Origin of the sequence: Sulfitobacter sp. M368, from assembly GCF_025141875.1 — a bacterium.
Lineage (GTDB): Bacteria > Pseudomonadota > Alphaproteobacteria > Rhodobacterales > Rhodobacteraceae > Sulfitobacter > Sulfitobacter mediterraneus_A.
Genome location: NZ_CP081113.1, coordinates 1880057 through 1903759 on the forward strand (window position 1 = coordinate 1880057; position 23703 = coordinate 1903759).

The 23703-nt window shown below is 58.7% G+C and carries 25 protein-coding genes; 13 read left to right on the plus strand and 12 right to left on the minus strand.

Annotated features, from left to right (window positions below):
• Position 1 precedes the first annotated feature (1 nt).
• Positions 2–1210, plus strand: coding sequence for a beta-ketoacyl synthase (locus tag K3754_RS09405; protein WP_259943107.1), 1209 nt, complete (start codon positions 2–4; stop codon positions 1208–1210).
• 6 nt (positions 1211–1216) lie between these two features.
• On the opposite strand, the gene K3754_RS09410 is transcribed toward K3754_RS09405, so the two are convergent.
• The gene (locus K3754_RS09410; RefSeq protein WP_259943111.1) at positions 1217–2095 is read right to left on the minus strand and encodes a LysR family transcriptional regulator; all 879 of its coding nucleotides are present in this window, start codon (positions 2093–2095) and stop codon (positions 1217–1219) included.
• A 98-nt stretch (positions 2096–2193) separates the two neighbouring features.
• On the opposite strand from K3754_RS09410, the gene glyA reads away from it, so the two are divergent.
• Positions 2194–3501 (plus strand): serine hydroxymethyltransferase, encoded by a 1308-nt coding sequence (glyA, locus tag K3754_RS09415; RefSeq protein ID WP_259943114.1) that lies wholly within the window; start codon positions 2194–2196, stop codon positions 3499–3501.
• A gap of 82 nt (positions 3502–3583) precedes the next feature.
• On the opposite strand, the gene K3754_RS09420 is transcribed toward glyA, so the two are convergent.
• Positions 3584–4201, minus strand: a complete 618-nt coding sequence (locus K3754_RS09420; RefSeq protein WP_203211279.1) for an invasion associated locus B family protein — start codon at positions 4199–4201, stop codon at positions 3584–3586.
• 434 nt (positions 4202–4635) lie between these two features.
• Between K3754_RS09420 and K3754_RS09425 the strand changes: the two genes are divergently transcribed.
• Together K3754_RS09425 and K3754_RS09430 are read left to right on the plus strand one after the other, a co-directional pair.
• On the plus strand, positions 4636–6186 hold the full coding sequence (locus K3754_RS09425; RefSeq protein WP_259943117.1) for a DUF853 domain-containing protein: 1551 nt from the start codon (positions 4636–4638) through the stop codon (positions 6184–6186).
• 8 nt (positions 6187–6194) lie between these two features.
• Complete coding sequence (locus K3754_RS09430; RefSeq protein WP_259943120.1) at positions 6195–6671, plus strand: GNAT family N-acetyltransferase; 477 nt, start codon at positions 6195–6197, stop codon at positions 6669–6671.
• Positions 6672–6741: 70 nt separating this feature from the next.
• On the opposite strand, the gene K3754_RS09435 is transcribed toward K3754_RS09430, so the two are convergent.
• The 7 genes from K3754_RS09435 to K3754_RS09465 all read right to left on the minus strand — a co-directional run bounded on the left by K3754_RS09435 (position 6742) and on the right by K3754_RS09465 (position 13669).
• Positions 6742–7341, minus strand: coding sequence for a metallophosphoesterase (locus K3754_RS09435; protein WP_259943123.1), 600 nt, complete (start codon positions 7339–7341; stop codon positions 6742–6744).
• Entirely contained in the window at positions 7338–8186 is an 849-nt protein-coding gene (locus K3754_RS09440) for a DMT family transporter (protein WP_259943126.1), read from the minus strand. Before K3754_RS09440 ends, K3754_RS09435 begins: the two co-directional genes overlap by 4 nt.
• A 178-nt stretch (positions 8187–8364) precedes the next feature.
• The gene (locus tag K3754_RS09445) at positions 8365–9669 is read right to left on the minus strand and encodes a branched-chain amino acid ABC transporter permease (RefSeq protein WP_259943128.1); all 1305 of its coding nucleotides are present in this window, start codon (positions 9667–9669) and stop codon (positions 8365–8367) included.
• A complete protein-coding gene (locus K3754_RS09450; protein WP_203211273.1) occupies positions 9666–10676 on the minus strand; it encodes a branched-chain amino acid ABC transporter permease in 1011 nt (336 codons plus the stop codon). The genes K3754_RS09445 and K3754_RS09450 overlap by 4 nt, the downstream gene beginning before the upstream one ends.
• Before the next feature lie 3 nt (positions 10677–10679).
• Positions 10680–11501 carry an ABC transporter ATP-binding protein gene (locus K3754_RS09455; protein ID WP_203211272.1) on the minus strand — a complete coding sequence of 274 codons (822 nt, stop codon included), beginning with the start codon at positions 11499–11501 and terminating at the stop codon, positions 10680–10682.
• A 93-nt stretch (positions 11502–11594) separates the two neighbouring features.
• Positions 11595–12377, minus strand: coding sequence for an ABC transporter ATP-binding protein (locus tag K3754_RS09460; protein WP_037911295.1), 783 nt, complete (start codon positions 12375–12377; stop codon positions 11595–11597).
• A gap of 98 nt (positions 12378–12475) precedes the next feature.
• The gene (locus K3754_RS09465; RefSeq protein ID WP_203211271.1) at positions 12476–13669 is read right to left on the minus strand and encodes an ABC transporter substrate-binding protein; all 1194 of its coding nucleotides are present in this window, start codon (positions 13667–13669) and stop codon (positions 12476–12478) included.
• A 233-nt stretch (positions 13670–13902) separates the two neighbouring features.
• Between K3754_RS09465 and K3754_RS09470 the strand changes: the two genes are divergently transcribed.
• Together K3754_RS09470 and K3754_RS09475 are read left to right on the plus strand one after the other, a co-directional pair.
• Complete coding sequence (locus K3754_RS09470) at positions 13903–14955, plus strand: PQQ-dependent sugar dehydrogenase (protein ID WP_259943300.1); 1053 nt, start codon at positions 13903–13905, stop codon at positions 14953–14955.
• Positions 14956–14963: 8 nt separating this feature from the next.
• A complete protein-coding gene (locus K3754_RS09475; protein ID WP_203211269.1) occupies positions 14964–15383 on the plus strand; it encodes a hypothetical protein in 420 nt (139 codons plus the stop codon).
• Positions 15384–15385: 2 nt separating this feature from the next.
• On the opposite strand, the gene K3754_RS09480 is transcribed toward K3754_RS09475, so the two are convergent.
• Positions 15386–16390 (minus strand): GlxA family transcriptional regulator, encoded by a 1005-nt coding sequence (locus K3754_RS09480; RefSeq protein ID WP_203212139.1) that lies wholly within the window; start codon positions 16388–16390, stop codon positions 15386–15388.
• 192 nt (positions 16391–16582) lie between these two features.
• Here K3754_RS09480 and K3754_RS09485 point away from each other — a divergent pair, with 192 nt between their 5' ends.
• Positions 16583–17953: a class II 3-deoxy-7-phosphoheptulonate synthase gene (locus K3754_RS09485; RefSeq protein ID WP_259943301.1), complete on the plus strand. Its 1371-nt coding sequence runs from the start codon at positions 16583–16585 to the stop codon at positions 17951–17953.
• Between the two features lie 61 nt (positions 17954–18014).
• Here the strand turns inward: K3754_RS09485 and K3754_RS09490 are convergent, their stop codons facing one another.
• Entirely contained in the window at positions 18015–18467 is a 453-nt protein-coding gene (locus K3754_RS09490) for an Lrp/AsnC family transcriptional regulator (protein WP_259943136.1), read from the minus strand.
• Between the two features lie 126 nt (positions 18468–18593).
• Here K3754_RS09490 and K3754_RS09495 point away from each other — a divergent pair, with 126 nt between their 5' ends.
• Together K3754_RS09495 and K3754_RS09500 are read left to right on the plus strand one after the other, a co-directional pair.
• Complete coding sequence (locus K3754_RS09495) at positions 18594–19250, plus strand: AzlC family ABC transporter permease (protein ID WP_259943138.1); 657 nt, start codon at positions 18594–18596, stop codon at positions 19248–19250.
• A complete protein-coding gene (locus tag K3754_RS09500; protein ID WP_203211266.1) occupies positions 19247–19543 on the plus strand; it encodes an AzlD domain-containing protein in 297 nt (98 codons plus the stop codon). The genes K3754_RS09495 and K3754_RS09500 overlap by 4 nt, the downstream gene beginning before the upstream one ends.
• 2 nt (positions 19544–19545) lie before the next feature.
• On the opposite strand, the gene K3754_RS09505 is transcribed toward K3754_RS09500, so the two are convergent.
• Positions 19546–20220 (minus strand): PAS domain-containing protein, encoded by a 675-nt coding sequence (locus K3754_RS09505; protein ID WP_259943142.1) that lies wholly within the window; start codon positions 20218–20220, stop codon positions 19546–19548.
• A 239-nt stretch (positions 20221–20459) separates the two neighbouring features.
• On the opposite strand from K3754_RS09505, the gene K3754_RS09510 reads away from it, so the two are divergent.
• The 4 genes from K3754_RS09510 to K3754_RS09525 are packed head-to-tail and all read left to right on the plus strand — an operon-like array spanning position 20460 to position 23581.
• Entirely contained in the window at positions 20460–21350 is an 891-nt protein-coding gene (locus K3754_RS09510) for a YicC/YloC family endoribonuclease (protein ID WP_203212137.1), read from the plus strand.
• A gap of 3 nt (positions 21351–21353) precedes the next feature.
• On the plus strand, positions 21354–22010 hold the full coding sequence (gmk, locus tag K3754_RS09515) for a guanylate kinase (protein ID WP_259943144.1): 657 nt from the start codon (positions 21354–21356) through the stop codon (positions 22008–22010).
• The gene (locus tag K3754_RS09520; RefSeq protein WP_259943173.1) at positions 22007–22528 is read left to right on the plus strand and encodes a gamma carbonic anhydrase family protein; all 522 of its coding nucleotides are present in this window, start codon (positions 22007–22009) and stop codon (positions 22526–22528) included. The genes gmk and K3754_RS09520 overlap by 4 nt, the downstream gene beginning before the upstream one ends.
• Positions 22529–22531: 3 nt before the next feature.
• Complete coding sequence (locus tag K3754_RS09525; protein WP_259943175.1) at positions 22532–23581, plus strand: ATP-binding protein; 1050 nt, start codon at positions 22532–22534, stop codon at positions 23579–23581.
• The last annotated feature ends 122 nt before the right edge of the window (positions 23582–23703 follow it).

The window sequence follows — 23703 nt, forward strand, 5'->3', positions numbered from 1 at the left end:
CATGAAACGGGTCGTCATCACTGGCGCAGGGACCGTGAATGCCTTGGGCCATTCCGTGCCCGAGACCTTGACCGCCATGCGCGAAGGGGTCTGCGGCATCGGTCCCTTGTCGTTTCGGGATGTCGAACGCCTGTCCATCCAGATCGGCGGTCAGGTGCACGGGTTTGAGGCCGAGGGCCGCTTTAACCGGCAGCAGATGTCTCTCTATGATCGCTTCACCCAGTTCACTCTGGCCGCCGCGAAAGAGGCGATTGCCCAATCGGGGCTCAGTTTTCATGGTGAATTGTCCGCCAGATCCGGTGTGGTGCTTGGTACGGCGGGGGGCGGGGTGTCGACTTGGGATGACAACTACCGCGCGGTTTATGAAGAGGGCAAAAACCGGGTGCATCCCTTTGTGGTGCCCAAGCTGATGAACAATGCCGCCGCCAGCCACGTCAGCATGGAGTTCAACCTCAAAGGTCCATCCTTTACAGTTTCAACCGCCTGTGCCTCCTCCAATCACGCGATGGCACAGGCCTTTGCCATGGTTCGCTCCGGTATGGCGCCTGCGATGATCACGGGCGGGTCGGAAAGCATGCTGTGCTTTGGCGGGGTCAAAGCCTGGGAAGGTTTGCGCGTGATGAGCCGCGACGCCTGCCGTCCGTTTTCGGCCAACCGCAATGGCATGGTGCAGGGCGAAGGGGCAGGGATCTTTGTCTTTGAGGATTATGACCATGCCCATGCACGCGGGGCAGATATCCTGTGTGAGGTGGCGGGCTTTGCCATGTCCTCGGACGCCTCTGACATTGTGATGCCATCCAAGGCAGGCGCGGCGCGGGCCATCTCGGGGGCTTTGCAGGATGCAAAAATCAATCCCGAAGAGGTGGGCTACATCAATGCCCATGGCACCGGCACAGCGGCCAATGACAAAACCGAATGCGCCGCCGTGGCGGATGTGTTTGGGCCTCATGCGGACAATCTGATGATGTCCTCTACCAAATCCATGCATGGCCATTTGATCGGCGGCACCGGCGCGGTGGAGCTGCTGGCCTGCATCATGGCGCTGCGCGATGGGGTGGTTGCGCCCACCATCGGCTATCAGGAACCGGATCCGGAATGCGCCTTGGATGTTGTGCCGAACACGGCCCGCGAGGCCAAGGTGGACGTGGCACTCAGCAATGCTTTTGCCTTTGGCGGGATGAACGCGGTGCTGGCGCTGCGGCGGGTCTGATCCGGGTTAAGTTTTAAGAAAATCAGCGATTTCCTCCAGAACCGGCCGCCGTGATTTCGCGGCGGGCAGGGTCAGGATCAGGGCGCGGCCGGTGGGTATTGTCCCAAGGCCAAGCGGCACCAGCGCCCCGCTGTGCAACGCGGTCTCGATCAGGCACAGATGCCCCATCAGGACGCCTGCGCCAGATTTGGCCTCTTCGACCGCAAGACTATACAGCGAATAACCCGGCCCCTTGGTTGGATCATCCATGGGGGTTTGGGTGGCCGCGCACCAGTTTGGCCAATCCTGTTCCCAAGTGCGATCCTGAAGCCGCGTTGCCTCTGCCAGATCTTCCGCTTGCCGGATTGAGGCGGCAAGCGTTGGCGCGGCGACCGGTGTGATCATATCGTCGGCAAGCGGGATCGAGGTATCGCCTTCCCCCGGCTGCCCAAAGAAGAGTGTCAAATCAAAAAGATCGCGCCGCAGGCTGGGCGGTCTTTCCATCGCGGTGACGGAGAATTTCAGCTCAGGAAACTGGTTTCGGATCCTGCCCAAACGCGGCGGCAACCAAAGCTGTGCAACGCTGGGCAGGGCGGCGATGTGGATTTCGACCTGTGCGCTGAGATTGCGCAGGGCATGGGTGGCATCGGCGAGCGCATCAAAAGCGGATCGAAAGCTCGGCTGCAAGCTGCGGCCCGCCTCCGTCAGGGCGACACCTTGGGCACTGCGGTGAAACAGGGCGACACCGGCCCAGCCTTCCAAGGCCTTTATGTGTTGTGACACCGCGCCAGCGGTGACGTTTAACTCTTCGGCAGCGGCGACAAATCCGCCCAAACGCGCGGCAGCCTCAAAAGCACGCATCGCGGTCAAGGGCGGCCCCTTTGGGCGCGGGGGTCTGACGGTCATGGGAAAGCCTTAGTTTTTCTAGGGCAAGAAATAGCAAAACTAGTTTGCGCTGTCCATTGGCCGGGCGCAGAATGTGGCAAATGAAGAGGGAAATGCAGATGACTTTGGTCAAACGAAACTGGGTGCCAGCCCAATGTGAAGCGCGTGTGCAAGAGATCGCGGGTCAGACCGCTCAGTCCAGCTCCGCGACCCTGATGTCGCGCATCGACGGGTTGGTGCATCGCAACCAACAGATCCACGAGGCAGAGTGTTTCAATTTGAACCCTGCAACCAATGTGATGAACCCCAAGGCAGAAGCGCTCTTGTCCTGCGGTCTCGGCTCGCGGCCTTCGTTGGGCTATCCGGGTGACAAATACGAGATGGGGCTTGAGGCGATCGAAGAAATTGAAGTGATCTCGGCTGCTCTCTGCGCCGAGGTTTTTGATGCAAAGTTTGCAGAAATTCGGGTGCCATCGGGCGCAATTGCAAATCTTTACGGCTTCATGGCGATTTGCAAACCCGGCGATACCATCATTGTGCCGCCCGCCACCATCGGCGGTCACGTGACCCACCACCAGGCAGGCTGCGCCGGATTATATGGTTTGCGGATCATCGAGGCGCCTGTTCTGGTGGACGGCTATACTGTCGATCTGGACGGATTGCGTGCATTGGCGTTGAAGGAGCGACCCAAGCTGATCACCGTTGGCGGCAGTCTGAACCTTTTCGAACATCCCGTCGCCGGGGTGCGGGCGATTGCGGACGAGGTTGAGGCCAAGGTGCTGTTTGATGCGGCGCACCAATGCGGGATCATTGCGGGCAAGGCATGGTCAAACCCCCTGTCCGAAGGGGCGCACTTGATGACGATGAGTACCTACAAAAGCCTTGGCGGACCGGCTGGCGGTTTGATCGTGAGCAATGATGCAGAAATTGCCAAAGCCTTGGATGAAATCGCTTTTCCGGGAATGACGGCAAATTTTGATGTCGCAAAATCAGCGGCGCTGGCGGTGACCATGCTCGATTGGCGTGATTATGGTCAGGCTTATGCAGCACAGATGATTGCCATGGCCAAGGCGCTTGCAATCTCCCTTCAGGGTGAAGGCCTGCCGGTCTTTACCGGTGCTGGCGGGGCCACACAATCGCATCAATTTGCGGTTCTGGCAGAGGGGTTCGGCGGGGGGCAAGCCGCATCCAAGACATTGCGGCAGGCCGGTTTCTTGGCCTGCGGGATCGGGTTGCCGGTTGCACCGGTTACGGGCGATTTGAACGGGCTGCGTATCGGCACGCCGGAGCTTGTGCGCTGGGGCATGACGGAGGCAGACGCGCCACGATTGGCCGGCTTGATCGCCGCGGGACTGCGCGGAGAGGCAATCATGCCCGAGGTGTCGCAATGGCGGCAGACCTTTGATCAGGTGCATTTCGTGAACTGATGAGCGGAACAAAAAAGGGGCGGCCAGAACGGCAGCCCCTTCATCCGGATCCCATCAAAGGCCGGACACCGACCTCGGGTTTTTATTGTTCGATAACAGACACTTTGTCATAGCTTGCCGTGAACCCGGCGAGGGACACTTTCAATTCGACTTTCTGATCCGGCGCAAGGGCAGGGACAATCGTTACGATGGCTTCCTTGCCCTTTTTGAACGCTGCGATATCAGCCGCGGTCAAGCCCATCCGCACATAGCAGCCCACCGGATTGCAGAATGCATAAGGGTAGCGCCGCGCCTTGCCGCCATCCACTGACAAGGTCAACTGCTGCGGCAATGCGGTTTCAAGCGGCACAACGATGGTTGCGCCTGCTTCTGCCTTGCCAGATCCGGGCAGGCGGAACAGGGACACTTCGGCCACGGGCGCGCCTTCGCCGTCATCCAGAAGCTGATACATCTGGCAGGGATCGACCTCTTCCTCGGTCTTGATGCAGCGCATTTCCCAGGCACCGATCACTTCCTTGGTGTAGGGTTTGCCCAGTTCGGGATCAGCATCGGCATCTTCACCAAGGCTCAGCTGGCTTTCGACCTGAGATGTGGTCGCCTCTGCGGGTTTCGTCTCGGTTGTGGTCTGCGCAAATGCGCCGGCTGGGGCGATCAACGCCAATGCTGCACAGAGCGGCAGTGCTTTGAAGAAATTGCTCATGATCATTCCAAGTTTGTTAAGTTGCCGCCCAATACCACGCCCGTGCGGCAATGTCAGTGGCGATTGGCCGTTCGCGGGGCAATAATCCGGCAAGAACCCGCTGATCTCAAGGCTTTGCCTTAAAATGAAAAAGAGGACGCGAAGCATCCTCTTTTTGCATTTGGTTCTCCCCGTCGGACTGGGCCGACTTATTGCCGTGACGTTACGAAAGGGGCGTGCGCGGGTCAACAGGGAAAATTGAGAATTTTGCAATGCTCTCAAACCACTACCATAGCGAGAAAAATGCCGCACCCGAAGGTGCGGCCAGTCTGACAGGGAGGATGTTCCGCTACAAAAGGACTTCGCCAGCGGAACAATTAGACAGTGGCGCAAAAAGGTTAAGTAAGTATGCTCATTCCAAACGAATGCCCATCCGGGCCTGAGGAGACAACGACGTGGCGCAAGACATCTTTATCGGCGGCGGCGGCGAGAACTACGCCACCAAACAATTCCTGAACATCGGCTATGCCAACCGTCACGGGCTGATTGCCGGGGCCACCGGGACCGGGAAAACCGTCACTTTGCAAATTCTGGCGGAAGGGTTTGCAAATCAAGGTGTGCCGGTCTTCCTCTCCGACGTCAAAGGCGATCTGTCCGGTCTGGCAAAGTCAGGCAGCGCCGCGCATAAGCTGCATGGTGCTTTCACCAGCCGGGCCGAAAAAATCGGCTTTGATGAGTACCTCTATGAGGCATTTCCAGTCACATTCTGGGATCTCTATGGCAAGCAAGGCCACCCTGTGCGCACCACTGTGTCCGAGATGGGGCCTTTGCTGTTGGCGCAGCTTCTTGGTCTGACAGAGGCGCAAGAGGGCATCCTGAACATCGCGTTCCGGGTCGCGGATGAAGACGGTTTGCCGTTGCTGGATCTGAAAGACCTGCAAGCGCTGCTGGTCTGGATTGGTGAAAATGCCAAAGATCTTGCGTTGCGCTATGGCAATGTCTCTGCCGCGTCGGTTGGCGCGATCCAGCGGCGGTTGCTGGTGCTGGAAAACCAAGGCGCGGCGGATCTGTTTGGTGAGCCGGCGCTGGCGCTGAGCGATTTGATGCGCACCGATGCAGACGGGCGCGGGGCGATCAACATCCTTGCGGCGGATCAGTTGATGGCGGCGCCCAAACTTTATGCCACTTTCCTGCTTTGGCTGTTGTCGGAATTGTTCGAGGAGCTGCCAGAGGTCGGCGATCCTGACAAACCCAAACTGGTGTTCTTTTTCGACGAGGCGCATCTTCTGTTCGACGATGCGCCCAAGGCGCTGGTGGATAAGGTCGAACAGGTGGCGCGATTGATCCGGTCCAAGGGGGTCGGCGTCTATTTTATCACCCAGAACCCTGCCGATGTGCCCGACGATATTCTGGGCCAGCTTGGCAACCGGGTGCAACATGCCTTGCGGGCGTTTACGGCCAAAGACCGCAAAGAACTGCGCATGGCGGCAGAGACCTACCGCGAGAACCCGCGTTTTGACACCGAAGAGGCGATCCGTGAGGTCGGTGTGGGCGAAGCGGTGACGTCTTTTCTGCAAAAGAAAGGTGTGCCGGGTATCGTGGAGCGGACATTGATCCGCCCTCCGTCTTCGCAGCTTGGCCCGATTACGCCGATGGAACGGTCCGAAGTGATGGCTGCGTCGCCGATGTCCGGCAAATACGACAAACGGCTGGACCGCGAATCCGCCTTTGAGATTTTACGCAAGCGGGCAGATGAGGCCGCAAAGGCGGCGGCCGAGGCGGAAGAAAAGGCCGAAGAGGTTGAAACGCCAGCGCTGCGCGAATTCAACAATGCCCGCCGCTATGCAGGCAAGGGTGTGACCCGTTCCACCTCCCGGCAGCCGCGCCGAAAGTCTCAAGAGGGCTTTGGCGCCGCTGTGGCACAGGTGGTGATCAAGGAGTTAAAAGGCACAACGGGACGGCGCATCGTGCGCGGCATCCTGGGTGGTCTGTTCAAGGGGCGGTAAGAATTTCGATGGAAAACCAAACGGTTGAAGTGGTCTTGCGCCCCGCGCAGGAGGATGACGCACAAGGCATTTCCAATGTTCTGGTGGCCTTGAAGGCGGCTGGTAAGCGGCGCACGGCGGGGGATGCGGAAGATGTCTTGGGCCATTACATCACGCACCCGGATCGCATCCAATGCACAGTGGCCGAGGTCGACGGTCAGGTGATCGGCTTTCAATCCTTGCGATTGGCGACGGAAGGCAACCCTTACGGCACGCCCGTAGGATGGGGCATCATCGGCACGCACATCCACCCTTCGGCAGCCCGCCGCGGCGTTGGCAAAATGTTGGCCGGTCAAACGATCAAAGTGGCGCTGGTCGCGGGATTGCGACATGTGGAAGCGCGGATCGGGACGGAAAATGCAGCCGGGCTGGCGTATTATGGATCCATCGGTTTTGTCGAAAGTGATGAAGCCGGGGTGAAGGTGCTGAACCTGCCTGAGGTTTAGGCGGGGGAGCATTGAGCGATTGGGGCATGCCAAACGGCCGCAATCTGATTTTTATTCAATGACTTGACGATCAAAGATCGAACCAATTGACGGTCGGCCCCAGGTTGTGCACCGGGGTCGAAGCGATTTTGCCCTGTGATCCCCATGCGTGATGGATATGCCCGCACAACAGCAGCCGAGGCGCGAGGTTCTTTGCCGCGTCGCGAATGGCATTGCTGCCTTCGTGGTTGCCGTTCTTTTGCAGGTCGGCAACGCCAAATGGCGGCGTATGCGTCACCAAAACGGAATTTGGCGGACAGTTCGTGAGCATTGATGCGGCATCTGCCTCTGTCTCTGAGGCGTTCCAGGAAAATGTATTTCTGGACGGGATCTCGCCACCCAGTCCAAAAAATGAAATGCCCCGCACGGTTTTTTGTGCCCCGTGGAGGTAATGCAGGTTTGGCGCATGGTTGCAGATGTGTTCGATCTCTTCCGGGGCGTCATGGTTGCCATGGATCACGATCACCGGCGCCCTGCATTGAGCGAGGATAGCCAAGGTCTCATGCCCGCCTGACCCCTTGGTCGCAAAATCGCCCGCGCCGACAACGACATCGGCACCAGAACTGGCAGACAGGATCGCAGTTGCCGCTTCCGTGTCGCGATGCAGGTCGGAGAATGCGAGGATCTTCACGTTCTTGCGTACCGCAACAGGACCGCGCCAAGCAGGGCAGAGAAGGTTGAGAAAACCTTGACCAGGTTCAGAGGCTCTTTGAGAAAAAACACACCGATCAACAGGGCAAAGACGATGCTGGTTTCGCGCAGCGCCGTGACCAAGGCAATGGGTGCCTGGGTGAAGGCCCATGTCACCAGTGCATAGGCGATGAAAGATGCACCACCTCCCAGCACCAGAATGGGCAGGCCGCTCCGGGGGATCGCACGTAGGGTTTGTGGTGATTTTACCGCGAGGTAGGCAATCATCAAAATCCCGTTGCCCAGGGACAGCCAGCAATAAAACCCCAGAGAGGTGCCTGCGATCCGCGCACCGATGCCATCCACCAAAGAGTAGGAGGCGATAAACACGCCGGTGGTCAATGCAAAGAGGGCGGCGTTCTTGTTCTGTTGGCCATCGCTTTGCCGGACCAGTGCCAGACTGATGATGCCCAGTCCAATGATCGCAATCGCAAGGAGTTCGAGCCCATTGAGGTGAACCCCAAGAACAAGCACGGAGAAAACCGCAACGATCAACGGGGCAGAGCCACGTGCAATCGGGTAGACTTGGGTCAAATCACCCATCTTATACGATTGAAGCAAAAACAGCTGATACCCGAAATGAAGCACGAGCCCGCCTGCGAGATATGGCAGGCTTTCGGCGGCTGGCAGCGGAACAAAAGGCAGGGCCGCAAGCGCGATGGGCAAATGCCCGATCACCACAGCGCCCATGCTAAGGGTTTTGTCAGCCCCTCCTTTGACGAGGGCGTTCCACGCCGCATGGAGGAGTGCGGCGCCAATAACCGCCACAAAAACCAAACCACTCATATACAAACCTTTCGATAGGGCCGGGCCACTTTTCAGCGGAGCTTAGGTCTTGGGGAAAAATATGGAAAGACAGGCGTTGCGCTGCGTGTCTTTGAAGGAAAAGCGCATGTAGATCCGGGCATCACCCCGTATCCGACAGCCAAAAGAAAAAGCCCCGCGCATTGCGGGGCCTTTGAGGTTATTTCTCCGGGATCAGACCGCGGGGGCTGAACCTGAGAACCAGGATCAGCACCAGACCCATGGTCAGCAATCGCATATGTGCGGCGCTTTCCAGCAGGTGCTCCTTGAGTGCCGATCCTTCGGCCATGCCGGAGGTCACAAGGTTCATCAACCACAGGCCCATCGGTTCGACCTGCACCCAAAGGAACCAGATCAGGAACCCGCCCAGAACCGCGCCCAGGTTGTTCCCCGAACCGCCAACGATCACCATCACCCAGATCAGGAAGGTAAAGCGCAGCGGCTGATAGGTGCCGGGGGTCAGCTGGCTGTCCATCGTGGTCATCATCGCGCCAGCAATGCCGCAGATCGCGGAGCCGAGAATAAAGACCTGCAAATGCCGTGCGGTGACGTCTTTGCCCATCGCTTCGGCGGCGACCTCATTGTCGCGGATCGCCCGCAGCATCCGGCCCCATGGAGAATGCAGCGCCCGTTGGCTCAGCCACATCAGGATGATCAGAACCGTTGCAAACAGCAGGATGTACAGCACCTTGACCCAAAGCGTGGACCCTTCGACCGGATCAAAGCCAAAGGAGGCAGCCCTTTCGACAAAGCTTGCGCTGTTTTGCAAATCAATCTCGTATGGCACCGGACGCGGCACGCCGATCACGTTTTTCACACCGCGCGTCAGCCAGTCTTCGTTCTTGAGAACCGCAATGATGATCTCGGCGATGCCGAGCGTCGCAATGGCCAGATAATCGGACCGCAGGCCAAGAGCGGTCTTGCCGATGATCCAAGCCGCCGCAGCCGCAAAGAGGCCGCCCACAGGCCAGGCCAGCAACACCGGAAGGCCAAGACCACCCAGATATCCGGTTTGTGCCGGGTTGATCTCTTCGACCAGTTCCACCGCCGGGTCGAGCAGGCCGCGGAAGACAAAGAAACCGATGACCAGAAGGGCTATCACGCTGAGATTGCGCAGCCAGCCTTTTGACATTGTCTTGGCCAGGATGATCGCGGCAAAGACGGTACCGGCACCCAGAAGCAAAGCCCCAACCACGTTCCACCCACCTGCGCGCATCGCGCCTTCGGTGGGTGGCATGCCAATCAGAACGGCCGCCAGCCCGCCAAGGGCAACAAAGCCCATGACACCGACGTTAAAGAGACCGGCAAACCCCCATTGCAGGTTCACGCCCAGCGCCATGATGGATGAGATCAGACCCATCGCCACAATCAGCAGCGCCGAGTTCCAGCTTTGCACAAAGCCGACATAGATGATCAGCAGTGCGATGATGCCAAACAGCATCGTGTTTTTGAGCGTCTCGTTCATGTCGATTGCCCCTTGAACAGTCCGGTGGGTTTGATCAGCAATACAATCAGCAAGATCACAAAGCTGACCGCAAATTTGTAATCCGTGCTCATCAGCTGCACGAGCCCGCTAGGCTCAAGGCTGTCAGGCATCAGATAAACAAGGATCTTTTTCCACGCATAGGTGATTGTGACCTCCGAAAAGGCGATCACGAAACCGCCAGCGATGGCGCCGATGGGATTGCCCAGACCGCCCACAATCGCTGCAGCAAAGATCGGCAGAAGCAGTTGGAAATAGGTGAAGGGTTTGAAGGATTTATCCAGCCCGTATAGTACGCCTGCGATGGTTGCCAGGGTGGCCACGATCATCCATGTGATCATCACAACCCGCTCGGGGTTGATCCCCGACAGCAGCGCCAGATCCTCGTTGTCCGAATAGGCCCGCATGGATTTGCCCGCGCGGGTGCGGTTCAGAAACCAGAACAGCAGCGCCACAACGATAATGGCGGTGATGATGGTGATGCCTTGGGTGGTTTTGAACGACAGACCTTCGTCCAGCCCGGTGGCTTTCTTGAACTCCCGCGCCGAGATGATGAAGCGTTGCCCGTCAAAGAAGTTCTGGTCGTCCGCCCCGATGATAAAGCGGGTCACGCCGTTGTAGATAAAGGTGATGCCAAGGCTGACGATCACCAAAATCACCGGTTTCGCCTTTTTCTCCCGGTAGAACCGATAAACGGTGCGATCCGTGAACAGCAAAAGCAGAATGGCAAAGGCAATGCCGAAGGGCAGGGCCAGCAGGGCGGTTGGCAGCGGCCCTAGCGAAATGCCCCAGGACTGGAACAGCCATGTGACCAGCACCGTGGCCATCGCGCCCAGCGCCATGGTGTCACCATGGGCAAAGTTCGAGAACCGCAGGATGCCGTACACCAGCGTGACGCCCAATGCACCAAGTGCGAGCTGCGAGCCATAGGCGACGCCGGGAACAAAGACGTAGTTGAGGAAAGCGACGATTGCGTTGAGAAGATCCATGGCTCAGCCCCCCAAGAACGATTTGCGGACTTCCGGATCAGCCAGAAGTTCTTTGCCGGTGCCGGTATAGGCGTTCGCGCCTTGCACCAGAACATAGCCTTTGTCAGCGATTTCAAGCGCTTGCCGGGCATTCTGTTCCACCATCAGGATCGGAATGCCGGTGCGGGCCACCTCGATGATCCGGTCGAACAATTCGTCCATCACGATCGGGGACACGCCCGCCGTGGGTTCATCCAGCATCAAGACCTTGGGCTGGGTCATCAAGGCGCGGCCGACGGCGACCTGTTGACGTTGCCCGCCGGACAATTCGCCTGCTGCTTGCTTGCGCTTCTCCTTGAGGATCGGAAACAGGTCATAGACCTGCGCCATGGTATCGCTGAAGTCATCGCGGCGGATGAAGGCGCCCATCTCAAGGTTTTCCTCGACCGTCATGGAGGTGAAGATGTTGGAGGTCTGCGGGACAAAGCCCATGCCTTTGGCAACGCGGTCTTGCGGGCTGAGGTTGGTGATGTCTTCGCCGTCCAGACGTACGCTGCCGGAGCGGACGTCCAGCATGCCGAACACGGCTTTCATCGCGGTGGATTTGCCGGCGCCATTGGGGCCAACGATCACGGCAATCTCGCCCTGTTCCACGGCAATGGTGCAATCGTGCAAGATGTCGGGGCCTTTGCCATAGCCGCCGGTCATCGTGTCGCCAATCAGGAAGGGGCCGCCCGGCGCGGAAAAACTGGTGCCGCTGGACTTGGGGATCTGGCTGCCCATGCCTTTGGGGTTTGTAATCGAGGCGTCTTTGTTGCCGCGATCGTCGTAAGGATCACTGCTCATGCGTTTTATCCTTTTGAAAATGCGCTGAAACAAGCGGCGTTGCGGCCAGCTTGGTGAGGGGGGCAGCCAGTGCTGCCATCGGGGTGGGCCGCATCATGCGCCCACCTGCGCCTTGTTCTTGAGGCCGGTGCCAAGGTAGGCTTCGATGACCTGTTCGTTGGCTTTGATCTCGGCCAGTGTCCCTTCGGCCAGCACATGTCCTTCGGCCATACAGATCACTGGATCGCAAAGGCGGCCAATGAAATCCATGTCGTGTTCAATGACCACGAAGGTATAGCCGCGTTCCTTGTTCAGGCGGATGATTGCATCGCCAATGGTGTTGAGCAGCGTGCGGTTCACGCCTGCGCCGACCTCGTCAAGGAACACGATCTTGGCATCGACCATCATCGTGCGGCCCAGTTCCAGCAGCTTTTTCTGCCCGCCAGAGATTTGACCCGCCTTGTGGTCGGCCAGATGTTCGATTGTCAGGAATTCCAGAACCTCGTCGGCCTTGGCCTTGAGGGCGCGTTCCTCATCCGCGATGCGTTTGCGGCCGAACCATGTGTTCCACAGCGTTTCGCCCGATTGTCCGCCCGGCACCATCATCAGGTTTTCGCGGCAGGACATGGAGGCAAATTCATGCGCGATCTGGAAGGTGCGCAGCAGCCCCTTGTGAAAAAGCTCATGGGGCGGCATCCCGGTGATGTCTTCCCCGTCCATGTAGACTCGGCCAGAGGTTGGTTTGAGAACCCCGGCGATCACGTTGAAAAGAGTGGTTTTTCCGGCGCCATTTGGGCCGATCAGCCCGGTGATGGAACCCTGTTCGATGGACAGGCTGGCCCCGTCCACGGCATGAAAGCCGCCGAAGTGTTTGTGCAGGTCGTCAACGACGATCATATGTTTTCCCCGTGCCGGCCTTGTTGGCCGGTCCCCTTATGAAGATACAGCCCGGATAGTCCGGGCTGCATCTCGTGTTTTTTGTGGTCGAAGAGGGCTTACTTGAAACCGATGGTTTCGTTTTTGCCGTCTTTCACTTCGATCATGCGGTAGGTGCCCGCAGATTCGCCTGGTCCGATCAGCTCAACCGCGGATGCGCCAACGTAGTCGACATCTTTGCCCGCTTTGATCAGCTCAAGCGCTTTGCCAAGCTCACCAGGATAGATCTTTTCGCCGGGCGCGTTGGCCACGTCCATGATCTTGCTCTTGTAGTCTGCCGGATCCATGGACCCTGCCGCCTGCATCGCCATCAGGAACAGCGCGGCTGCGTCATAGGCTTCTGGTGCGTAGGGGGATGTGCCGTCAAAACCTTCGGCTTCGGCCATCTTGGTGAACGTCTCGATGCCGTTGCCCTGAGAGCCGGCGATCTGACCGTAAGACCCGTCCAGATCCGGACCAATGGTTTTTGGCAGGTTTTCACCGATCATGCCGCCTGGCAGACCAAACTGGTCCCATGCGCCGGCGTCCAGCGCCGCTTTGATGATGCCTGCGCCGCCTTGGTCAAGGTAGCCCGCAACAACCAGCAGATCACCACCAGCAGAGGCCAGTGCACCAACTTCAGCAGAGTAATCCGCTTTGCCGTCTTCGTGCGCCGCTACAATGGTCACTTCGCCGCCAACCGCTTTGAACGAGGATTCGATGGCGTCTGCCAGACCCTTGCCATAGTCGTTGTTGGTATATGTCAGAGCGATGGATTTGACGCCGCGCTCTTGCAGGATCTCTGCCATAACCTGACCTTCACGTGCATCCGATGGGGATGTCCGGAAGAACAGACCGTTGTCTTCCATGGTGGTCAGGCCGGGGGATGTCGCGGAAGGCGAGATCATGACCATGCCGTTTGGAATGGCAACGTTCTGCAGAACCGCGCCGGTCACGCCGGAACAGTCAGCACCGATGATGCCGCTCACGCCTTCGGCGATCAGACGTTCGGCAGAGGCCACAGCCAGACCGTTGTCAATACAGCCACTGTCGGCGCGGATGGAGGTGACTTTTGCACCGTCCAGCAGCATGCCGCTTTCGGTGACTTCTTTCATCGCCAGCTCGGCGCCCGCTGACATTGGACCGGTCAGCGATTCAATCGGGCCGGTAAAGCCAAATTCAACGCCCAGTTTCACTTCTTTTGCGTGGCCGTCGGCCATTGCCGTTGTCGCCACAAGAGCCGCGGCCGTTGTGGCCAAAAGCATCTTCTTCATGAGGTATCTCCCTTGTTGGAACGTAACGTTCGGCGCAAAGGTTAGGCAAAGGCCTTGAAAAAGAAAAGCGGTTTTTACGGATTGCACATGCGGCAATGTCCTTGTCTGCACCTCAATTCACGACATTTTATTGCTTGAAATGGGCAAAACGCGGGACAGATGTTCAAAATGGGAGGTGCAACATGCATGTCATGAAAAGATTCTTCACCAAACTGCTCTTTGCGGGATGGCTCATGTTGTGCCAATCGCCTGCATACGGGCAGGTTTCCTATCAGATTGAACCGGTTCTGGATGGTCTCGATACCCCTTGGGCGGTGGCGCCGATGCCCGGTGGCGGCGTTTTGGTGACAGAGCGCGGCGGCACCCTGATTCATCAAAAGGGGGACAGGCGTATTTCCGTTGCGGGGGTGCCAAAGGTGGCCGCGCGCGGGCAGGGCGGTCTTTTGGACATCACCCTGGCCCGCGATTTTGCCACAAGTCGCAGATTGTATCTGACCTATGCCAAGCCGCAGGGTCTAAGCGGCAGCGGCACGGCGGTTGCTTCGGCGCAATTGTCGGCGGATGGCACAAGATTGGAGCAGGTGAAAGAATTGTTCGCGATGAAGGAAGGCAGCCGCGGTGGCCGCCATTTCGGATCGCGCGTGGTAGAGGCCCGTGATGGCAGCCTGCTCCTGACCATCGGCGATCGCGGCGACCGGCCATCGGCACAGGACCTGACCCGACACAACGGTAGCGTTATTCGGATAAGTGCCAATGGATCGGTGCCTGCGAACAATCCCTTTGTCGGGCGTGAGGGCGCATTGCCAGAGATCTGGTCCTACGGGCATCGCAACCCTCAGGGCGCGGCGCTGGATCTGAAGGGCAATCTTTGGGTTGCGGAACACGGCGCGCGTGGCGGCGATGAGGTGAACGCAGTGCGTGCGGGAGCCAACTATGGTTGGCCGGTCATTTCTTACGGGCGGCATTATTCCGGGGCCAAGATTGGCGAGGGCACGGCCAAAGCAGGGATGGAACAACCTGCGTATTATTGGGATCCATCCATCGCCCCTTCGGGGTTGATGATCTATTCAGGCGCGCAATTTCCGGCGTGGCGTGGTCATTTCTTTGTGGGATCGCTGAAATTCGATCATATCGCCGTGCTGGCCGGTGATCCGCTGAAAGAGGTCGCGCAGATCAAGGGGGCGGAGACGATCCGCGTGCGTGACATTGTGGAAGGGCCGGACGGTGCAATCTGGTTTATTTCGGTCGGGCGGGGTAGCGTTTATCGCATTCGACCCAAAGATTGAGGACCGCCATGCGTGTTATACTATATTCACTGATCCTGTTCTGCCTTGCCGCCATGCCCCTTCGGGCACAGGAAACAGACAGCGTTTTTAGTGATTACGCCGCCTATGCCCGCTTTGTCGACCAGCACATCTCGACACGTGACTTTACCGAAGTGATCCTGCGTCTGGGCGGGCGTGATGAATACACCAAGGAAGAGATCGCCAATTTGCAACGGCAGTTTGACGGCATCTGGTCCGCGGATTTCCAGAACGGAACGGTGTTCAACCGTCAGGATCTGGGCGGCGGCGTGTCGCAAGAGGCGCGGATGTATTGGACAGGCAAAAGCTATTGCTACTTCTACGCGCTGTTGCACCAGCGCGAAAATGATCTGGTGGTGATCAATTTCGCGCTGAATTCAAACAGTACGCCGATTATGAACAGGTTCTGAACCTAGAACGACAACCGCGCCGCGTGGCTGCCGCGTTCGCGGTAGGGCGTGGTATCGTAATGGGACCGGTAGCACTTCGAGAAATGCGACGGTGAGGCAAAACCGCAGGCCAGTGCCACGTTGATCACGCTCATATTGGTCTGCATCAGCAGGTTCCGCGCCTTTTGCAGGCGCAGTTCCATATAATAGCGTTTGGGCGAGCGGTTCAGATAGCGCCGGAACAGCCGTTCGAGCTGCCGGGTGGACATGCCCACCTCTTTGGCAAGGATCGACGGGCTGATCGGCTCTTCGATATTGCTTTCCATCATCTGGATGACATTGCTCAGTTTGGGATGGCGCACACCAATCCGTGTGGGCACAGACAGACGCTGTGTGTCCTGATCGGTGCGGATCGAGGAATAGATCAACTGGTCCGCAACCGCGTTGGCCAGATCTTCGCCGTGATCATCGGCAATCAGCTTGAGCATCAGGTCAATCGAGGATGTGCCGCCTGCCGTGCTGATACGGTTGCCGTCCACCACAAAGACCGATTTGGTCAATTCCACTTCCTGGAACTCTTCGGAAAAGCTGTCCTGATTCTCCCAATGGATCGTGGCGCGTTTGCCATCCATCAGCCCGGCCTTGGCCAGCGCATAGGCGCCGGTGCAAAGACCCCCCATGATCAGCCCTTTGCGTGCCTCGCGGCGCAACCAGCCCAGAATGCGTTTGCTGGTGTAATCCTGCACATCCAGACCGCAGCAGACCATCACCCGGTCATCGCGGTTCAATTCGATCAGATCGTCATCAAGATGAAAGATTGTGCCAGCCGAACAGACAGTCTGTTCGCCGCCTTCACCGAGCAACATCCAGGAATAGAGGTTTTTGCCTGACATCCGGTTGGCAATGCGCAGGCTTTCAATGGCTGTCGCGATGGACAACATGCTGAACTGCTCAACCAATACAAAGACAAAACGCCGGGGTTTGTCTTCATTGGGAGGGATGCGGGTGGCCGAGCGCGGGTCTGACATCGCGGCGTCCTTTGTTTGGGTATTCATGAGGCTATACCACGTAATTGCGACATAACCTGACGTAATCTTTGCTCACGCGTTGCGCGCTTCGTCAAGAGGTCGAATTTGAGTTCTGGCCTCTCTGGTCAAGCTTTTGTATAGAAAGATTTCTTGATCGCGCTAACAGTGGCGCAACAGACCGGAGAAAAGACGATGACCAATTGGAGCAAATCAAGCTGGCGCGCAAAACCGCGGATCCAGATGCCTGATTATCCTGATCAGGCCGCATTGAATGCGGTTGAGGCGCAATTGGCACGATATCCGGTTCTGGTTTTTGCCGGTGAGGCCCGCCGCCTGAAAAAGAACCTGGCCGCCGCAGGGCGCGGTGAGGCGTTCTTGTTGCAGGGCGGTGATTGCGCCGAAAGCTTTGAACAGTTCAGTTCCGATGCGATCCGCGACACCTTCAAGGTCATGTTGCAGATGGCCATCGTGTTGACCCATGGTGCAAAAGTGCCGGTGATCAAATTGGGCCGCATGGCCGGGCAATTTGCCAAGCCGCGCTCGGCTCCGACAGAAGTGGTCGATGGTGTCGAGCTGCCAAGCTACCGTGGTGATATCATCAATGACCTTGATTTCACTGCAGAATCTCGCATTCCGAACCCGGAAAAGATGTTGCGGGCCTATACGCAGGCGGCAGCGACGCTGAACCTGATTCGCGCGTTTTCAACGGGTGGTTATGCGGATGTGCATCAGGTGCATGGCTGGACGCTTGGCTTTACCGACAATGAAAAGACCGAAAAGTATCGCGAGATTGCCAACCGCATTTCCGATACGCTGGACTTTATGGCGGCGGCCGGCGTGACCGCCGAGACCGCCCATACGCTGCAATCGGTGGAATTCTATACCAGCCACGAGGCGCTGCTGCTTGAGTATGAAGAGGCGCTGTGCCGTCAGGACAGCCAGACCGGCAAATGGCTTGCGGGCTCTGGTCACATGATCTGGATTGGCGATCGTACACGCCAGCCGGACGGCGCGCATGTGGAGTTTGCCAAGGGTGTGCAAAACCCGATTGGCCTGAAGTGCGGCCCGACGATGACCAGCGAAGATCTCAAACAATTGATGGCAACGCTGAACCCCGACAACGAAGAAGGGCGTCTGACCCTGATCGCGCGATTCGGTGCCGGATCGGTGGGTGAACACCTGCCGCGTCTGATCAAAACCGTGCAGGAAGAGGGCGCCAACGTGGTTTGGACCTGTGATGCGATGCATGGCAATACGATCAAGTCCTCGACGGGCTATAAAACCCGTCCGTTTGATTCCGTCCTGCGTGAAGTGCGCGAATTTTTCGCCGTGCATGGGGCCGAAGGCACCGTGCCGGGCGGCGTGCATTTTGAAATGACGGGTCAGGACGTCACCGAATGCACCGGCGGCGTGCGGGCTGTGTCCGATGAAGATCTGTCGGATCGTTATCACACCGCTTGCGATCCGCGCCTGAACGCCAGCCAGTCGCTGGAACTGGCCTTCCTCGTGGCTGAAGAACTGTCGGCGCGGCGCGAAAGGCAGTCGGAGAAAGCCTCGGCCTGAGGTCTAGTTCCATGACTTAGAAAAAGGCCCGTTTGCATCGCTGCAAGCGGGCTTTTTTGGGTCAAATGGGCAGGGCCAGTGTCGCCTTTTCCGTTGAGACAACGATGGAGGTGCGGAACTTGCGCACGTTCTTGTCGGAAAAGAAAAACCTGTGGGTGAAAGCCTCGTAGTCGCGCATGTCCTTGGCCACGACCACCATCACAAAATCCGCATCCCCCGCGATGCAATAGAAGTTCAGAACCTGCGCATCTAATCGCGCCTTGCGTTTGAAAGCATCAATCTGGTCCAGCCGGTCGCGCTCCAGCTCAACCGAGACAATGGCGGTCACGTCAAAGCCCAGCTTCTGTGCGTCCAGCACGGCGACTTCCTTCTTGATCACACCGCCTTCGCGCAGCATTCTGAGGCGACGCTGAACAGATGCGGTGGAGGCACCGATGCGATCCGCCATAGCTTGCACTGTTGTGCGGGCGTTGTCTTGCAGCAAGGTCAGCAGCTTGAGGTCGGATTTGTCCATGACTGACTCCTTTCACCTAATGGCAGATATTGATCGTCACGCATCACATAACCACAAAAACACAACTATCATAGATCACCGGAGCCACATAACTTGGGGCGTATGAAACACGGTGCTTTTGCAATAATGCCCTTGGCGGCGGGTGCGGCGGTCTATGGTTTTGCCTTTGGATTGCTGGCCGCGCAGGTCGGATTTCCATGGTGGGGCGTGGCGTTGATGAGCGGCTTTGTCCACGCTGGATCGTCGCAGATCGTGGCGGTTGAACAATTCGCCACCGGCGGCGCTGTGTTGGGGGCAGCTTTCGCGGGGGCGGCGCTGAACCTGCGCTATATCGGAATCATAGCGTCCTTGTCCGAAGTGCTAAAAGGCTTGCCCTTGCGGGTACGTCTTATGGCGATCCACATCACTGGCGACGAGAACTGGGCGTTAACCATGGCCAAACGGGCGCAGGATCCGGGCGTTGGATTTCGGTTTCTGGTCGGGTCGGGCCTCGTGATGATCACGGTCTGGACGGTATCGACCTCACTCGGCGCTGTGATCGGCGCGGCGCTGCCGGATCTTGAGGAATTCGGCCTCGGCTTTGCCTTCACCGCTGCCTTTATCGCTATGGCACGCGGCCTGTGGCGCAGTCATGCGCAATTGCTGCCTTGGGTCACCAGCTTTGCCGTCACCGGCGCAGTGGTCCTGCTGGAGGCGCCCAAGGCCTATGCGATTGTGGCCGGGGCCATCACCGGGCTGATCGTCTCCTACCTGATCAGGCAAGGAGGGGCAGGGCAAAGATGACCACTTCTCACTGGATATTGATCGCGGTGCTGGCCTTGGCAGCCTTTGCGATCCGGGTGATTGGCCTGTTTGCGGGTGATGCGATCCGGGCCTCGCGATACGCGTGGATTCTGGACGATCTGCCGGGGTTGATTGTGGTGTCTTTGGTGGCCTCATCACTGGCCGGTCAGCCATTGATCACTTGGCTGGCAGCCGGTGCCGCGTTGATTGCCGCGCTGCTGACCAATCATGTGATCGCAACCATGTGCATCGGCTTTGCTGCTTACGTGGCGCTGGGATGGATCGGCTTTTGAAATCAGTCGTTTGATGTGACCAGCCGCAAATGCCCGCGCGACAGGCCGGTTTGTGGCGGCGTCCCTCGCGGTTGCATCTTGGGCCGTGGCGCGGGGGCCAGTGGCGGCAAAAACGGCTTCAGCGGCGTGCCCGTCAACAGCGGTTGCATCTGATGGGTGATCACCTCAAACCGGCGCGGGGCCAGCCCGATCTCGCCTTGTGTGACCCAGCAGCCCAGAACGCGGCTGACATCTCCCAGATCGCTTTTGAGCGGCAGCAGCAGCATTCGTGCCTCAAGTGCGGGCCGGCCTGCGCTGTCTTCGGCAGCCAGACGCAGGGTGCAGACCGCCGGCATCTGGCAGACCTCTTCGATCTTTTCCGACAGGACCGACCGCGTGTCCGGGGTCAGCAGCGCCGTCAGGGGCATGCCGCGCACCTCCATGCCCATCAAGGCCCCCAGATGGCTGCCTGCGATGCGGAGGCGTGCGATGCCCGGCGCGATGCGTTCAAGAATAAAGGCATGCTCAAGACTGCTTTCGAGCCCGCGCGGGTCCACCTCGGAGCGTTTGGGCAAGAGCCGCCCGGCGCGCAGGGCTTCCCAATAGGCTTCGACCTGGGAAATGGGCGCAAACCCCATCTCGGGCTGGTAGTCCAGAATGGACACGATTTTCGAATTTTCTTCTGGCAGATCAGTCATGGACCTACATCCCTCAACAACGAAAATACCACAGGCCACCTGTATCTGTGACAGGTGCTGCCATGGCCATTGCACCGCCCCCACGCCGCAAAACTTACCAAACTATAAATACCTCATTTTTAGTCCATTTGGTGAAATTTTCTAAACACTGGTTAACGCCGCCGGGCGGGCGGGGCTTGCCCCGCGCGGCGGTTTCGCCATATTGCAGGCGCAGCGATGGGGCAGCGAAGGGAACAATGATGATCCGATCCATGACAGGTTTTGCCTCGGCCACCGGTGCGCATCCGCCCTTCAGCTGGAGCTGGGAGCTGCGTGCGGTAAACGGCAAGGGTTTGGATCTGCGCCTGCGCGTGCCTGATTGGGTGGATGGGCTTGAGGCAGGGCTGCGCAAGACACTTGGCGCAGCGGCGGCGCGGGGCAATGTCACCTGCAATCTGCGCCTGACCCGCGAAGAGGGCGGCGGCACGCTTGTGATCAACGAAGATCAGCTGCATGTCGTTCTGAACGCCCTGCACCAGATCGAGGCGCGTGCGATGGACGCGAATGTCTCGCTTGCGCCGTCCAAGGCGACGGACATCGTGACCATGCGCGGCGTGCTGGAACAGGCCAGCCATGAAGATGACGGCGCGGCGCTTTGCAAGGTGCTGCTGGCAGATTTCTCGGCGGTTCTGAATGATTTCAACGAAATGCGATCTGCCGAAGGGGCCGCTTTGGCCGAGGTTCTGGCCGGCCAACTGGCGGAGGTCGAGACCCTGACCAGGGACGCTGCGGAAGCCGCTGCCATCCGCGCCGTTGAGATGCAAGACACCCTGCGGCGCAATCTGGCCAAAGTGATGGACAACACCGATGGCGCTGATGCAGACCGTGTGGCGCAGGAACTGGCCCTGATCGCTGTTAAATCCGACATCACCGAAGAGATCGACCGCCTCGGCGCCCATGTGAGCGCCGCGCGGGATCTGCTGGCCGAGGGCGGACCGGTCGGACGCAAGCTGGATTTCCTGATGCAGGAATTCAACCGCGAGGCAAATACCCTGTGTTCCAAGGCCCAGAACACGGGATTGACCCGCGTGGGCCTTGCCCTCAAGGCGGTGATCGACCAGATGCGGGAACAAGTACAAAATGTGGAGTAACCCATGAGCAGCGCCCAAAAACAGGACCGCCGCGGTCTTTTGATCATCCTCAGTTCGCCCTCGGGTGCTGGCAAATCCACATTGGCCACACGGCTGCGCAAATGGGACACGGGTTTGAGCTTCTCCGTTTCCGCCACCACCCGCCCGATGCGGGACGGGGAGCAGGATGGCGTTGATTACCACTTCATGCCTGAGAAGACCTTCAAGGATCATGTGGCAGATGATCAGATGCTGGAGCACGCCCATGTTTTTGGCAATTTCTACGGCAGCCCGCGTGCCCCCGTCGAACAGGCGATCAATGCGGGGCGTGACGTGTTGTTTGATATCGACTGGCAGGGCGCGCAGCAGATCACCAATTCCGCGCTTGGGGCGCACACGCTTTCGATCTTTTTGCTGCCACCCTCCATCGCAGAGCTGCGCACGCGGCTGGAGAAACGCAATCTCGACAGTCCAGAAGTGATTGCCCGCCGGATGGAGAAGAGCTGGGACGAGATCAGCCATTGGGGCGGCTATGACTACGTGCTGGTCAATGATGATCTGGACAAGACCGAGGCGCAATTGAAAACCATCATCGAGGCCACGCGCCTGCGCAGGTTGCAGCAACCCTGGCTGAACGATCACGTGCGCGGGCTGCAATCTGAATTTGAGGAAACATCATGACCCTTTATGCCCTTGGCGATATCCGCCCAACTGTGAATGGCGACGCGTGGGTTGCGCCAGATGCCAATGTGATTGGCAATGTGGTGCTTGAGCCCGGATCTTCGGTCTGGTTTGGCTGTACCCTGCGCGGTGACAACGAGGTGATCCATGTGGGCCAAGGCAGCAACGTGCAGGAAAACTGTGTGTTCCACACCGATCTGGGTTATCCGCTGACCATCGGGGTCAATTGCACCATCGGTCACAAAGTGATGCTGCACGGCTGCACCATTGGCGACAACAGCCTGATCGGCATGGGCGCGACCGTGCTGAATGGTGCCAAGATCGGCAAGAATTGCCTGATCGGGGCAGGGGCCTTGATCACGGAAAACAAGGTGATCCCGGATGGGTCGCTGGTGATGGGCGCACCGGGCAAAGTGGTGCGGCAATTGGACGAGGCGGCCTTCAAAGGGCTGACCGCGAGCGCCGAACACTACACGGAAAACGCGGCGCGGTTCCGCCGCGATCTCAAGCCGCTTTGATCCATGCCTGACGCCCTGCTTCTGCCGGATCTGATCGGGGCTCTGCCGCTGCCGACGCTGGCGATTGATCGCAATGAACGGATCGTGGCGATGAACCCGGCGGCGCAGGATCTTCTGGGGGCGGGGCTTCAGGGGCGCAACTTTGTGACCGGCCTGCGCCAGCCCGCGCTTGTCGACGCCGTCGAGCAATGCCTGAGCGACCGCAAACCCCGCATGGCCCCTTTTCTGGCCGGTGACGCAGGGCGCAGCACGACCTTTGACGTGACGCTGCGGCACATGGAAAACCACGGGTTTCTGATCCTGAGCTTTCAGGATGTCACTCAACTGGCCCAGGCCGGGCAGATGCGCCGGGATTTTGTCGCCAATGTCAGCCACGAATTGCGTACGCCGCTCACCGCTCTGATGGGGTTTATCGAAACGCTGTCCGGTCCGGCGCGGGATGACGCCAAAGCGCGGGACCGCTTTCTGGGGATCATGGCGGATGAGGCGGGGCGGATGAACCGCCTGGTGGGAGACCTGTTGTCGCTGAGCCGGGTCGAAGCCGATGAACGGGTGCGCCCGACCGCGCAAACGGATCTGATCGAAGTGTTGCAAACGACCCTGCGCAATCTCAATCCGCTGGCGTCGGACAACGAAGTAACGCTTAGCCCTGATTTCGAGGTGGCGCCGCTGCGCATATTGGGGGACCGGGATCAATTGTTGCAGGTTTTCACCAACCTGATTGAGAACGCGATCAAATATGGCGGCTCAGGCCAAGAGGTTTCGATCAGCACCGAAACCAATTTGCGCGATCCGGCCCTGCGCGGGCCTGCAGTGCGGGTGGTGGTACAAGATCAGGGACCGGGCATTGATGCGCTGCACCTGCCGCGCCTGACCGAACGGTTCTATCGCGCCGACAGCCACCGCAGCCGCGCCCTGGGCGGCACAGGGCTGGGTCTGGCGATTGTCAAACATATCCTCAACCGCCATCGCGGGCGGCTCAGAATCGCGTCACAACTTGGGCAGGGGTCCACCTTCACCGTGATCCTGCCGCTGGATTCCGAGGGCAATTGACCCATATTTCCACAGTCTTTGTGGAATAACCGGCCCTGTCATAAAACTGTAATGTAACTGTCACAAAAGCACAGCACCGGACTTCTAGACGGGCGCTGAGATCACCATAGGGGTGATCACCG